A 14907-nucleotide genomic window follows, 5' to 3' on the forward strand; every position below is an offset into this window, starting at 1 on the left:
ATACCAATTCCAAAAACATGAAAAAAATTTTACATGCCTTACTGCTGTTCCTGGCCATCGCAGGATACTCGCAGGAAACCCGAACGATTACGGGAATTATTTTAGATGAAGCCGATCAGCAGCCAATTCCTGGTGCCTCTATCTTTATCGAAAACAATTCGATTTCAAACAAAACGTCTCACGCTGGAATCATCCAAAGCGAGAGTATCGGAACTACAACAGATTTCGATGGTAAATTCCAATTAAAAATAGGAACTAAAGTTACTTCTTTGAGAGTTACTTTCATGGGGTACAAATCGTATACACTTGAACTTGATGGTCAAAAAAACTATACTGTTAATTTAAAATCTGAAACTGCAAAACTTCAAGAGGTTGTAGTAACAGGTTACCAAAAAATCGAGAAAAGAAAACTTACTGCAGCGGTTACCAAAATAGACATGGCGGCAATCCAGCAGACAGGGGTTTCGAGCATTGACCAATTATTAGTTGGACAAATTGCCGGAGTTGCTGTTTCTACTCCATCTGGAGCACCTGGAGCACCTGCTAAAATCAGAATCAGGGGTACGGCTTCTCTTAATGGTACACAAGATCCTCTATGGGTATTAGATGGTTTACCATTAGAAAGTAATGATGTTCCTAAAAACTATGACAAAGACAATATCGATAATCTTACTAATTATTCTATCGCAGGTTTAAACCCTGATGATATTAAAGATATCACGATTCTTAAAGATGCTGCTGCAACAGCTATCTATGGTGCCCGTGCAGCAAATGGTGTAATCATTGTAACTACAAAAAAAGGACGTGCTGGTAAAATGGTAGTAAGTTTTAATACCAATACCTTTATCACACAAAGACCTGAGTTTTCTAAGTTAAACTTAATGAACTCAAATGAAAAAGTTGATTTCGAACTTGGTCTTGCTTTACGTGATGATTTATCATATAGAGATACTAGTGGTGATATTGCTCGTATCCTTAACTCATCAAATGAATTAAACGCATACAGAAATGGCGGATTCTCTGCTTTAAGTCCTGCTACACAACAATCTATCAATAGCTTAAGAGGTAACAACACCAACTGGGGTAACTTATTGTACCAAACTGCTATTAATACGCAGCACGGTTTAAGTTTATCTGGAGGCGGCGAAAAATCAGATTACTATTTCTCTTTAGGTTACTACGATGAGAAAGGAACAACTGTAGGAACTGGTTTCAAACGTTACAACTTAACATTAAAAAACAACTACGAAATTACAGATAAATTTAAAGTAGGTATTGGAATTTTTGGTGCAGAAAACAAAACCACATCTTACTTAACAGATGTAAATGCACAGACCAATATTGGAAATTATTCTAGAAACGTAAATCCGTATTTAACTCCTTACAATGCAGACGGAAGTTATAAATACGACAGAGATGTTGTTGGTCTTAACGGTGGTGATTATATCCCGTTCAACTTTTTAGAAGAAAGAGAAAATACTTCTAACGAGTTAAAAACAAGATCTGTAAAAGCATTATTAGATGCTGAATATAAAGTAACTAAAGATTTAAAAGTAACTTCTCAGTTAGGTTTACAATTGGATAATACATCTAGTGAAAAATTTGCTGGTGCAGAAACGTACTACACAAGAACATACAAAGAAAGATCAAGATTCTTTAGCGGCGGAAAACAGATGTATTTCCTTCCTGCTGGAGGCATTATTCAAAATTCGAATACAGACTTCTTTCAGTACAACCTAAAAACGATGGTGAATTATTCTAAACGTATAGGTGAAAAACACGAAATCGAAGCCATGATCGGTAACGAGTTAAGAAGAAATTACAATACCTATGTTTCAACAAAAGGTTTTGGTTTTAATGATAAAACCTTAACTACACAGCAAATTGTTTTCCCAAATGCTGGTTTTGCAAAAGAATCAGATTGGAACTCTTACACTAAAACTAAAAATGAAAATGCTTTTGCATCGTTCTTTGCTACAGCAGCCTATACATACAACAAAAAATACAATGTTTTTGGAAGTGTTAGATACGACGGTTCAGATTTGTTTGGTGTAGATCCTAAATACAAATACCTGCCCTTATGGTCAACATCTGCTTCATGGACTGTTTCTGAAGAAGATTTCTTAAAAGACAATTTAACATTATCTAACTTAAGACTTCGTGCTTCTTATGGTTTACAAGGTAATATTGACAAAGGTACTTCTCCTTATGTTGTAGGATCAAACAGTACTGCTACTATCCTTCCTGGTCAAACTGAGCCTACTATTGTAGTGGTAAGTCCTCCAAATGAAAAATTACGTTGGGAAAAAACTACCAATACAAACGTTGGTGCTGATATTGGATTATTTAACAACCGTATTAGTATCGTTACCGACTATTATACTAGAAAAAGTACAGATTTAATTGGTCCAAGAGCGCTTCCATTAGAAAATGGTTATGCATTTACCAACATGAACTGGGCACAAGTAAGCAACAAAGGTTACGAAATCACTTTGTCTACAAGAAATATTGATCGTCCTAATTTTTCATGGAACACAAGCTTCAACTTTTCTCACAACAAGAGTAATGTAGATCGCGTACAGGTACAAGACAACGCATTTTTACCAAGTCTTCAAGATCGTCCTGTAAATGCTGTGTTTGGATTTAAAACAAATGGTGTTGACGAAAATGGTTACCCATTATTTGTAAACAAAAAAGGAGAAACTGTAAATGCTCAGACATTCTTTAGTTTATATGATGATTTAGCAGATATCGTTTTCCCTGGAATATCTTCAGACACAAGATTATCTCCAGCTGAGTTTAGAGAGTTATTTACGTATTTAGGAGACAGAGATCCTAAATTTACAGGAGGTTTAACAAATAGTTTTAAAGTACGTAATTTTGATCTTACTATTGCTGCTTCTTTTAACATCAAACAAACAGTTACAAGAACTCCTCCTTACAACGGAACACAGATTGACAGAGGACAAAATTACAGCAGAGATATTCTAGATGCGCACTCTTCAACAAACACTTCATCTAATTTACCAGGAATTGTAAGTGAAAATGGCGGAACAGGAGATTCTTGGATGGCATACCAATATTTTGCAGGAAAGAATGCGATCCCAACTATGAATTATTTAGATACTTGGACAAGCGAAATGAGCTACATGAGATTGAGCAGTGTGCGTTTAGGGTATACATTCCCTAAAACGTTTACAGATCATCTTAACATTCAAAGCATCAGATTTAATGTTGAGGCTAGAAACTTATTCGTAATTAGTTCTGATTACAAAGGTTACTTTGATCCAGAAACTTTCGGAAACATTTATGCACAACCAGTTCCTAAATCATACACTTTAGGATGTAATGTTACTTTCTAATAAAAACAAAAGATGAAAAAATTCTCAAAATATATATTACTTTTTGCTGCCGCTTTAACTGCAGCAAGCTGCGATGACTATCTAGACATTACACCTGTTGGAAGAGTTATCCCTGAAACTTTAGAAGATTACCGTGCTGTTCTTACCTCTGGTTATGATAAATACCCTGAGCACAAATCATTGACTGCTGCCCGCACAGATGAATTGAAAATGGTTGAATCTTCTCAAGAGATCACAGTATTCAAAGATATTTTTATATGGAAAGATGTAAATCCGGATCGTATTACTACAACTTTTCAGTACCAAGATTTATACAGCTCTATTTTTTACGCTAACGTAGTGATTAATGAAGCCGCTCCAAAATTACCTGCATCTGCAGAGAAAGATCAATTGATTGGGGAAGCTTATGCTTTAAGAGCAATGGCTTATTTTGATTTGGTTAACCTATTTGCTAAACCTTACAATCCTGCAACATCGGGTTCTGACAAAGGAGTTCCGTTGGCTTTAGAAATAGATTTAGAACAAACATTTCCTTCTCAAAGTGTAGAAGCTGTTTACAATCAAATTATTGCTGACGCTAATCAAGCAGAAAATTTATTAAATGTAACTACACAGCCAAAAGGCTTAAACTACCGTTTCTCAAAAGCTGCTATATACAGTTTAGAAAGCCGTGTGTACTTATACATGCAGCAATGGCAAAAATCTCATGATGCAGCTGACAAAGCTTTAGCAATAAACAGTACTTTAATTGATTTAAAAGCGACTCCTGTATTGGCTACAAAATACGATTCAAAAGAATCTATTCTAGCACTTGAAGACGGTTACATCAATGGGCTTAAATTATTATCTTTTGCTTCGGATGATTTATTAGCAGCGTACAACAGAACAACAGATTTACGTTTCCCTATTTACTTTATAGCTGATGGAACTGATTTCATTATCCAAAAAGGTGGAAATGATGATCAAAAAAGTTCATTCAGAACAGCTGAATTGTATTTAACAAAAGCAGAGACTTCATTAAAATTAAACAATCTTAATGACGCTAAAACAACTCTTTTAAACTTTGTTGAAAAAAGATACACAACTGCTGGTTACAATCAAATTGCTGCTTCGGTAAATGCAATGAATGCTGCAGATTTAACAACTTTTATAGCTGATGAAAGACAACGTGAATTCGCTGTAGAAGGACACCGTTGGTTTGATTTGAGAAGAACTACTCAAAAACAAATCATTCACAATTATAGAGGTCAAGATTATACTTTGATGCAAAATGATCCGCGTTATACCATTATCGTTCCGGCAAATGTGAGATTAAACAATCCCAATCTATAATACCTATTGTTTTTTTTTAAAAGAGTCCAGCCCAAAAAAAGCTGGGCTCTTTTTTATTTATAACAAACTCAAATCAAACTTTGAAAAAACGAATTTGCATAAAACAATTACTAGACTATATTTGCAAAATGATTAAAAGCCCTTAAAGTGGTGCTCCAGATCATCAAACCAGAAACAGTTTCAAATGAAAATCGCAATTGTAGAAGACGAATACCTTGCTTCCAGCTATCTAAAAACTATTTTAGAACAGCAAGCCATTTTACAGATTGCAGAAATTACCGTTTTAAAATCGGTTAAAGAAGCGGTTAACTTCTTTAACGAAAACAGAATTGATCTCGCTTTTATGGACATTCATTTAGGCGACGGAAAAAGTCTCGAAATCTTCGAGAAAACAATCGTCTCCTGTCCTGTCATTTTTATTACCGCTTACGATTCATATGCTATATCTGTTTTCAAGCACTTTACAATCGATTATTTATTAAAACCATTTGAAGAACAGGAATTACTGGAAGCACTGTCTAAATTCAAAAAAATAAAAGACAGTTTTAACAGCGATACCACACTGCAGTCATTAGTTGCGATAGAAAATCCAGAAAACACTAAAATACAACGCCATTTTCTTGTAAACCACGGATATAAACTTATTTCTATAAACGAATCAGAAATCACCTATTTTACTGCCACAGGCAAACATCTTTTTATACATGTACAATCTGGAAACAGCTACTTGTACAACAATACGCTTACAGATATTATAAACAGTCTAGATCCATTTTATTTCTTTAAAATAAACCGTAAGTATATTGTACACCGAAACAGCATAAAAGAAGTTGTCAAACATACAGCCCAGAAAATCGAATTGATTCTAACGGTGCCGTCGGTAGAAAATGACGCGATTTTAATCAGTAAAAAAGAGATTAATAACTTCAAAAACTGGCTCGATCAGTAATTTAAAACTATAATTCTTCTTAAAATTTGAATTTTTCAAAATTTCAAAAACTGAATTATTCTTAATTTGTGAATCAAAATCTTCCAAAAAACTGCTAAAAGATTTTAAAACGTTAAAAAAGCGTTATAAAAATCATAAAACTGCTTCTGAGAGGCTGGATGTTAACATTTATGCTGTGGTTTATTCTTTATCTTTGAGAAACAAACATCAAATGAAAAAGAAAAATGCCACACATACGATTTTATCCTAACGAAGTATTCAAAGAAATAGAAATAAACGCCTCATTACAATTACGATACGCCATTTCAAACCGAGGCAGATTAATAAGTTTTACTGACGAAATAGAAAACGGACGTCTCCTCAAAGGCGGTTTAAGCGATGGATATCCAACCTTTCGTTTTAAAGTAAAAAAAGACGACAAAATTGTCAACAAATACCTCTTCCTTTACAAATTAGTAGCACAATATTTCATCCCTAAACAATCTGAAGATCAAACTTATGTACTTCATTTAGACTATGTGCGAAGTAATGATGATGTAAACAATCTACGCTGGGCAACCAAACAGGAAATGATGGCACACAGCCGCAAAAGCCCACGCGTCATTCAGGCGAAAAAGAACTTAATCGAACACAATTTAAAAGCCGACGGACGAAAATTAACTACCACAAAAGTGATGTTAATCAAAAAAATACTTGCCCGCCCAGAACAAAAAACACGTTTAAAAATGATCGCCAAACAATTCGGCGTAAGCGAAATGCAGATCCGAAGAATCGCCCGCGGCGAGAACTGGGGACATCTGAAGGTTTAAGTTTTTGTTTCAGGTTTCAAGTTTCAAGTTTCAGGTTTCACGTTTAAAGTTTCAGGTTTCAGAGTTGAAGCTGTTTAAAGAATAGTTTGCCATGAATTTCACAAATTTTCACTAATTACTATAAATTCGTGTTGATTTGTGAAATTCGTGGCAAAGCCATTTTTAGACAGAAATGTAAAACTTCTCATTCATGCCGATTCTTATAAATCGTACCGAAAAACGTTTTCGATCAAAAACTTGAAACCGGAAACTTGAAACAAAAAAAACAAACCCGAAAAATTAAAATAAATCCTTAAATTCGCAATCACAAATAACAAAAGAATAAATCGAAAAATGGATTTCGGAAATATAATCTCATTTTTCGGTAGTTAATACTAAAAACCAAAAAAATGAAATACGACGTTATTGTTTTAGGAAGTGGTCCTGGAGGATATGTTACAGCAATTAGAGCTTCACAATTAGGCTTTAAAGTAGCTGTAGTAGAAAAAGAAAACTTAGGTGGTGTATGTTTAAACTGGGGATGTATCCCAACAAAAGCATTACTAAAATCGGCTCAGGTTTTTGATTACCTTAAGCACGCTTCTGATTACGGATTAAAAGTTTCTGAATTTGATAAAGATTTCCCAGCTGTAATTCAGCGCAGTCGTGGAGTTGCAGAAGGAATGAGCAAAGGTGTTCAATTCTTAATGAAAAAAAACAAAATTGACGTTATCGAAGGTTTTGGAAAATTAAAGCCAGGAAAAAAACTTGACGTTACAGACAAAGACAATAAAGTTACAGAATACAGCGCAGACCATATTATCATCGCTACTGGAGCTCGTTCTCGCGAACTTCCAAATTTACCTCAAGATGGTGTAAAAGTAATTGGTTACCGTCAGGCAATGACCTTGCCAACACAGCCAAAATCTATGATCATTGTAGGTTCTGGAGCAATTGGAGTTGAGTTCGCTCACTTCTACAACTCAATGGGAACAGACGTTACTATTGTAGAATTTATGCCAAACATTGTTCCTGTAGAAGACGAAGACGTTTCTAAACAAATGGAGCGTTCTATGAAGAAAGCAGGAGTAAAAATCATGACCAATTCTTCTGTAGAAAAAATTGATACTTCTGGAAACGGAGTAAAAGCAACTGTAAAAACAGCAAAAGGAGAAGAAATTCTTGAAGCTGACATCGTACTTTCGGCAGTTGGAATCAAAACAAACATCGAAAACATCGGACTAGAAGAAGTTGGTATCGCTGTTGACAGAGATAAAATCTTAGTAAACGCTTACAACCAAACTAACATTCCAGGATACTACGCAATTGGAGACGTTACTCCAGGACAGGCACTAGCTCACGTTGCTTCTGCTGAAGGAATTAACTGTGTAGAAAAAATCAAAGGATTGCATGTAGACCCAATCGATTACGGAAACATCCCAGGTTGTACTTACGCAACTCCAGAAATCGCTTCTGTTGGTTTAACTGAAAAACAAGCGAAAGAAAAAGGTTACGAATTAAAAATTGGTAAATTCCCATTCTCAGCTTCAGGAAAAGCAAAAGCTGCCGGTGCTGCAGACGGATTTGTAAAAGTAATCTTCGATGCTAAATACGGAGAGTGGTTAGGATGCCACATGATTGGTGCTGGTGTTACAGATATGATTGCTGAGGCAGTTGTAGCCCGTAAACTAGAAACTACTGGTCACGAAATCTTAAAATCAATCCACCCTCACCCAACAATGAGCGAGGCAGTTATGGAAGCTGTTGCTGATGCATACGGCGAAGTAATTCACTTATAATATATTTTTAATCAAAATATAATTTTCAATTTAAAGAATCCGATTTGCGAAAGTGAATCGGATTTTTTTATGGACTTTCTACAAATGAGGACAATTATTTCTATAACTATTCTGTCCCGCTGGGACATTATCAGCGTAAAATTACTTTTGTATATTTGATTCGTTTTTAAATATTTACAAGCTTACTAAGCTTCAAAGTTGCAAAGTTCTAATTAGCAAAGTGACTAATTATCGAATTGTCTAATTATCTAATTGACCAATTATCTAATTATCTAATTAAAAAAAATGACCACCGACATTATAGAAGTAAACAATTTCATTGTCTTGATCGAGCAGTCCAATTCTGACAAAGAATTTGTGCAGCGATGCGAGATTGACGGCGATGCAGTGGGTTTTGCTTTTTATGGTTCCGGAAATGTCGAATTAGAAATTAAACACAACGACCAGACAAAATACTTAACGAACACAACCGGTTTGGCGATTTCTTTTTTCGGAAATCAGAAAGTTGGTTTTGCCCATAAAATTGCACCCGAAAAACCTTTACAGTCCATTAGTATTTTTGCTAAATTAAAAACTATTCAGAATTTACCTCAGACAGAAAAAGAGATTTTCGAAAAACAATTGCCCGAATTGGTCAATCCCAATTCTCATTTTGTAAAAGGCCCTACTCTATTTATGACATTGGAAATGCAATTGGCTGTTCAAAAAGTTTTTAATACTAATTACACAGGAAATACAAGACTTCTATTTTTGAAAAGTCAGATTAATGAATTACTGGCGCATTATTTTGCTCTTCTCTCCACCGAAAAGAAAACAGATTTAACCGAAAAAGACAAAGAAAAACTTTTTCAGGCAAAAGACATTGTGACTTCCAACTACTCCAAACCACCGACCATTACTGAGCTTTCCAAGCTAATCGGCTTAAACAGCAGTAAACTAAAAAAGAATTTTAAAGAACTCTTCGGAATTCCAGTTTACAAATTCATCCACGAAGAACGTCTTAATAAAGCTTACGAATTGCTTTGTACCAGCGAAAAAACAGTACAAGAAACCGCTTGGGAAGTGGGTTACGAAAGTCTGAGTTCTTTCTCCAACGCTTTTCAGAAAAAATTCGGATCCAGACCCAACGAAGTCAAAAAACAATTCCTTTCAAACAAATCTTAATTCTTTTCAGACAAATGTTTTGATGATGATAGCTGCAACTTTACAGCATCATTAATTAAAAACATTCATCATGAAAACAAACAAAATTTTAGTCCTTGGCGGTAACGGGAAAACTGGCCGAAGAGTGGTACAATTATTAAACGACAAAAAAGATGTCGAAGTTAGAATCGGCTCTCGAACGGTTGCAATTCCGTTTGATTGGGAAAAACCAGAGACTTGGCCGCTTGTTTTAAAAGACATTGACAGTGTTTACATTACTTTTCAACCTGATTTGGCTGTTCCAGGCACACCAGAAATTATTCGAAAATTTACAATATTGGCGGCAAAACTCGGCGTTGAGAAAATAGTTTTACTTTCTGGAAGAGGCGAAAAAGAAGCACAAGTCTGCGAAGAAATCATAAAAGCAGCCGCTCAAAAATGGACCATTGTAAGAGCATCTTGGTTTAATCAGAACTTTAGCGAAAGCATATTCTTAGAACCTGTCTTAGCTGGATTTGTCGCACTGCCTCAAGCCGATGTTCTCGAGCCTTTTACTGATGCTGATGATATTGCAGAAGTCGTTACAGAAGCGCTTTTAAACGAAAAACACAATGGGCAGACTTATGAATTAACCGGACCTCGCTTACTAAGTTTTCAACAAGCGGTTGCCGAAATAGCCAAAACTACTCAGAGAAAAATCATTTTTCAACCTGTAACAATAGACGAATATGTCACTATGCTGCGCGAATATCAAGTTCCGGAAGAAGAAATCTGGCTGGTAAATTATTTATTTACTGAAGTTTTAGACGGCAGAAATTCGAGCATTACAACGGATATCGAAAAAGTTTTGGGACGAAAAGCAACCGACTTTACAGCCTATGTCCAGAAAACGGCACAAAGCGGTATTTGGAACACCATAAACCAATTGTCATGAATTATCTAAAAGCCATTTTATGCGGCGTTTTACTCTGGATTTGTGTCGCGGTAACTTTTTTCATTTTAGAACACACCCCTATAATAAAAGATTCAGTAAGCATTCAAACTATAATAACCTGCGTTTTAATTGTTTTTTATGCCGCTATTGCAGCTTCATTTTATTATAAAAAACAAAATACGCTATCTGGGATTTCACTTGGAGTTATTATGTCACTTAAGGCACTAATATTTGACATATTGCTCTTTGTACCTCTTGTAGAAATTCCGAAAGGAAATACGTATCAAGACTTTTTTACCAATCCATTACTGTGGGTTCTCATCCTGTTAAATATCACAACAGTATATTGCTACTGGAAAAAGAGATTTAAGATCAGCGCCGCGCAACTGAAATAAAAAATAATCCGAGTTCCGTTTCTACTCGGATTATTTTTTTTATTGTAAAATACCTATTAAAGTTATTAACATAATTGCAAAATAAATATCAAAAACTTGATTCAAAAATGTTTTGATATTCTTACAGAATACCTATTTTTATTTCTTCCAAATAAGAATGCAAATGAAACTCCCTTTTATAGAAATAATCGAAGCTGCAACCAGTAATCCGAATTTACTGATGTGGAAGTTTTTTGATGAAGATAAAGAAATCAAAAACGGAGCAAAACTAACGGTTCGCGAAAGCCAGCAGGTTATGCTTTTAAATGAAGGTCAGCTGGCAGACGTTTACCAGCCGGGACTTCATACCTTATCTACAGAAAACATACCGATTCTGAGTAAATTAAAAGGCTGGAAATACGGATTCGAAAGTCCGTTTAAAGTTGATGTTTATTTTTTCAATACCCATCAATTTATCAATAACAAATGGGGAACTCCCGCTCCTATCCTGCTTCATGATCCACAATTTGGACAAATCAGAGTACGTGCTTTTGGAAGTTTTGATATTAAAATTGCCGACCCTGCTAAATTCTTTACCCAATATGCCGGCACTTATGAGCAGTTAACAATCTTCGAACTGCAAAATCAATTGCGCGATTTTATAGCACCAAAATTTGGAGAAGTACTTGCCAACGAAAACATTACCATTACAGACATTGCGGGAAACATTACGCAGTTAGGTCAAAAAATTGAACCGTATTTAAAACCTTATTTTGCACAATTGGGAATCGAATTAACACAATTTGTCATTACAAGCGTTACGCTTCCAGAAGAAGTTACGGCACATTACGACAAAATCACCAATATGAATATGGTAACCGATATGGATAAATTTACCAAGTTCAATACCGCAGCGGCTATTGGCGATAAAGGAAGCGCTTTGCACGATGCCACTCAGAACGCATTAAGTATGGGAATTCTTTTTAATCAATTGCAGCAAAACAAAGAAACTCCAAAACAAGAGCCAACAGACGATCTGACTTTGAAACTTCAAAAACTTAAAACACTTTTTGATGCTGGTTTAATCGACCAAGACGAATTTAAAAGTAAGAAAACCGAACTTTTAAGCCAATTGTAATGGAAGAAAAGAAAGTCAATTCATTTTTAGAAAGACTCAAACAAAAAGCTCAAAACCAGACTAATTACGGCGGTGAAGCCGACATGTCCGAAGCCAGAATGAATGCCAAAGACTGCCCCAGCTGCGGTGCCGGAAGAGCAAAACAAGATGGCGTAACGCATTGTGCTTACTGCGGTTTTGAGTTTTTAAGCATCAAACTGACAGATGGAGTGTACATCAAAAAAGAAGACAATTCAATTTAAAAAATTCAGATAAAGTGTTCGGATTATTTAAAAAACAAAAAGAAGAAGAAACAGTACCAGAATGGTATGCAGAACTTCAGGAATCAGAGCAAAGATGGTTTGTATTCTTAGAAAAACTAGAATCTAAAGTAGAAGAATTAGCCGCAGCGGCAATTCCAGAATTAAAACAAGTTTTACAAGAAGACGAGGATCTTTATAAAAGAACTTTTCAAAGAGTTTACGCTGGAGTAAACGGGCAATTGAAAAATATTCGAGAAAAAGCCAGAGACGTTTACGAAGAAAAAATTCTCGATACGTATTACAATTTTAATGCACAGGTTTCTGTTTTAAGCAAACATCATGGTTTGGTTTCCAATTTTAGGAATACCTGTTCCGACCGTCACAATAAATTTGAAGAACACTGCGAATATTGGAGCACAGAAATCGAGAAAACACAGGAACGTGATCTGGAAATTGAATATCAAAAAATATTGAATGAATTTGAAACTATAAAAGATAAATTCAACTGTACACAATGCGGCGGCGGCATCACGATCGAAAAAATCTTTTTGATCGAGACTTATATTTCTTGCCCGTACTGCAAGACACAAAACACTTTTGCGCCAAGCACGCAGGGAAGAAACCTGCAAAATATCGCCCGCGGACTTGCCGAACAAAGAACCGCGCATTTACTTGAAGAATTTGAAACCGAAAATAATAAAGAACGTGAATTGTACCACCAGCGTCATGAATTAAGTCTGAGTCTCATTCACGAAAGTGATCCAAAAATCCGAAATGAAGTAGAGACAAAAATGAAGGAATTAGAAGAACAAAGACAATTTGTGATTCAGAATGCTCCAAAACTGCATCGGGTATATCTAAGAGCTATGTATGATGAGTGGAATAAAATTACCCCAGATTTAAAAGAGCACAACGAAAAAATGTATCAAAATCAATTACCCAATCTATAATTTATTAACCCCTTAAAAATCGAACAATGTTTAAAAAACTTTTTGGCGCCCTAACTGGAGACAGCAGACAAGAAAATCACAATTACGAAGCTCAGACTTCTAATAACAATTATGAAAATGAGTACGAAGAAGCATACACAGAAGTAGAATACGATCCTGAAACATTACATGGAACACATTATACTGTAGAAGATTTTGATGCCGAAGTAGCTGAAAGAGCCGAAAATTGGATTGCAGACGAACGTGCAAGCGGCGAAAATGTACACGAAAAAGACATTCAGAACATTTATTTTAATTACAGAAGAGCGGTTTATACAGAATGGAATAACTGTGATTCTGATCAAATGATTCGTTTTGAACATGCCAATTCGTTAAAATATACTGGAGTACAAACTTCTGGTTTTGTAAAAGCGGATGCCAATAATCCATTTTTAGAACCTGTACACGGTGTAGATTTAAGAACATATACCGCAATGTGTCTAAAGATAAGCGCTGGAATCGATTATCTTGAAGTTTGCAAAGCAATGGGATTTGAACCAATTGTCTGGGAAGAATTAAATACGATCTGGCCGCAAAGAATGGCTGAAGACACATCATTTACCGTTACGACTTTGTTTGGACAATATTATGCTGAAAATGTGACGGTACCTCAGTTAGAAAACCTTAAAGCTTCAATTTCAGAAGAAGGACAGGCAAATCTGGACCGAATTAAAACAGATCGTTACTTCTACGAAGAATTGGCTGGAGCCAGACAAGCAGCTTATGAATATGGAATTGACGGTGCACAATGGATTTTGGATAACTTCGGAATTAATTTGGCCGATTTTCAATCGGTTGCCATGCAGTGGATGACGGAGCAAAACCAAAACTGGAACTCACAGGATATTATGGAATTCTCTAATTATCAGCAGGAAAAACAAAAAGAATATGCTGCCCGATTTGCAGCAGAGCAAGGCGGAAATATTGCAGACGATGTAAATTTCTAAATTGACAATCTTTCAAATAAAACTAAATCCGATTTATGAAAAACAAATCGGATTTTTTATTTAAATTAGAAATCCTTTTTAAAAGCTTCAAACAGACCAAGAAAAATACAAATATTAATAAAAAAAGAAAATATGTCTGAGACAACAATATTCTACGCCGACGGAGAAAATCCAAAAATGATCGAAGCTTACAAAAAAGCACAAGATACCTTTAAATATTTCTGGAGGGAACTTTCTTGGGAATACCGCAGAATTATTCCTGCGCTTGACGTCGCGTGTGTGAAACTGGCTTTTACACAAGATATAGACGATGAAACTGTGGTTGAACATATGTGGATTAACGATGTAAACTTTGACGGAGAAACTATTTACGGCGTTTTGGTAAATGATCCTGACGAATTAACGAATGTAAATAACGGAGACGAAATAGCAATTCCGATTGATCAAATCAGCGATTGGTTATTTGCAAGTCAGGGAAAAACATACGGAGCATTTACCATACAGGCCATGCGTTCTGAAATGAGCGACGAAGAAAGAGAATCTCACGATGAAGCCTGGGGATTAGAATTTGGAGATTTTAATGATATACAAGTCGTTTTTGAACAAAAAGAAAAACCAGAAAATCTTGTAGAACATCCGATGAGTAAAAATATGAAAGATAGTCTTATCGAATTTTTAAAAGAAAATCCAGCAGAAATAAACACTAAGGACGAACGAGGTTATACGTTTCTGCATCGCGAAGCCATTGCAGGAAACAGTACTTCGGTCGAAATTTTAATACAATCCGGAGCCGATAAAAATGCTCAAAACCATGTGGGCAAAACACCGCTTGATTATGCCAAAGAATATAATTGGGAACATTTGATTCCTTTATTTTAATAAAATGAAAAATCCGATCTGCATGAGTAAA

Annotated in this window: 13 protein-coding genes; all 13 read left to right on the forward strand. The window is 35.4% G+C overall.

Features of this window, described 5'->3' with window-relative positions; translation table 11 throughout:
• Nucleotides 1–17 precede the first annotated feature (17 nt).
• On the forward strand, nucleotides 18–3362 hold the full coding sequence (locus tag C4F50_RS17130) for a SusC/RagA family TonB-linked outer membrane protein (protein ID WP_194139874.1): 3345 nt from the start codon (nucleotides 18–20) through the stop codon (nucleotides 3360–3362).
• A gap of 12 nt (nucleotides 3363–3374) precedes the next feature.
• Nucleotides 3375–4694: a RagB/SusD family nutrient uptake outer membrane protein gene (locus C4F50_RS17135; RefSeq protein WP_194139875.1), complete on the forward strand. Its 1320-nt coding sequence runs from the start codon at nucleotides 3375–3377 to the stop codon at nucleotides 4692–4694.
• Nucleotides 4695–4878: 184 nt separating this feature from the next.
• Complete coding sequence (locus C4F50_RS17140) at nucleotides 4879–5643, forward strand: LytR/AlgR family response regulator transcription factor (protein ID WP_194139876.1); 765 nt, start codon at nucleotides 4879–4881, stop codon at nucleotides 5641–5643.
• 224 nt (nucleotides 5644–5867) lie between these two features.
• Complete coding sequence (locus C4F50_RS17145; protein WP_194139877.1) at nucleotides 5868–6452, forward strand: NUMOD4 domain-containing protein; 585 nt, start codon at nucleotides 5868–5870, stop codon at nucleotides 6450–6452.
• A 389-nt stretch (nucleotides 6453–6841) separates the two neighbouring features.
• Nucleotides 6842–8230 carry a dihydrolipoyl dehydrogenase gene (gene lpdA, locus C4F50_RS17150; RefSeq protein ID WP_194139878.1) on the forward strand — a complete coding sequence of 463 codons (1389 nt, stop codon included), beginning with the start codon at nucleotides 6842–6844 and terminating at the stop codon, nucleotides 8228–8230.
• 285 nt (nucleotides 8231–8515) lie between these two features.
• On the forward strand, nucleotides 8516–9394 hold the full coding sequence (locus C4F50_RS17155; RefSeq protein ID WP_194139879.1) for a helix-turn-helix domain-containing protein: 879 nt from the start codon (nucleotides 8516–8518) through the stop codon (nucleotides 9392–9394).
• Between the two features lie 70 nt (nucleotides 9395–9464).
• A complete protein-coding gene (locus tag C4F50_RS17160) occupies nucleotides 9465–10307 on the forward strand; it encodes a Rossmann-fold NAD(P)-binding domain-containing protein (RefSeq protein ID WP_194139880.1) in 843 nt (280 codons plus the stop codon).
• Nucleotides 10304–10702 (forward strand): DUF5367 family protein, encoded by a 399-nt coding sequence (locus C4F50_RS17165; RefSeq protein WP_194139881.1) that lies wholly within the window; start codon nucleotides 10304–10306, stop codon nucleotides 10700–10702. Before C4F50_RS17160 ends, C4F50_RS17165 begins: the two co-directional genes overlap by 4 nt.
• Nucleotides 10703–10865: 163 nt before the next feature.
• Nucleotides 10866–11819 (forward strand): SPFH domain-containing protein, encoded by a 954-nt coding sequence (locus C4F50_RS17170; protein ID WP_194139882.1) that lies wholly within the window; start codon nucleotides 10866–10868, stop codon nucleotides 11817–11819.
• Nucleotides 11819–12061, forward strand: a complete 243-nt coding sequence (locus tag C4F50_RS17175; RefSeq protein ID WP_194139883.1) for an eL43 family ribosomal protein — start codon at nucleotides 11819–11821, stop codon at nucleotides 12059–12061. Before C4F50_RS17170 ends, C4F50_RS17175 begins: the two co-directional genes overlap by 1 nt.
• A 14-nt stretch (nucleotides 12062–12075) precedes the next feature.
• Complete coding sequence (locus C4F50_RS17180) at nucleotides 12076–13011, forward strand: hypothetical protein (RefSeq protein ID WP_194139884.1); 936 nt, start codon at nucleotides 12076–12078, stop codon at nucleotides 13009–13011.
• A gap of 26 nt (nucleotides 13012–13037) precedes the next feature.
• On the forward strand, nucleotides 13038–13997 hold the full coding sequence (locus C4F50_RS17185; RefSeq protein WP_194139885.1) for a DUF6620 family protein: 960 nt from the start codon (nucleotides 13038–13040) through the stop codon (nucleotides 13995–13997).
• Nucleotides 13998–14129: 132 nt separating this feature from the next.
• Entirely contained in the window at nucleotides 14130–14876 is a 747-nt protein-coding gene (locus C4F50_RS17190; protein WP_194139886.1) for a DUF2314 domain-containing protein, read from the forward strand.
• Nucleotides 14877–14907 lie beyond the last annotated feature (31 nt).

Origin of the sequence: Flavobacterium hungaricum (assembly GCF_015182285.1) — a bacterium.
Lineage (GTDB): Bacteria > Bacteroidota > Bacteroidia > Flavobacteriales > Flavobacteriaceae > Flavobacterium > Flavobacterium hungaricum.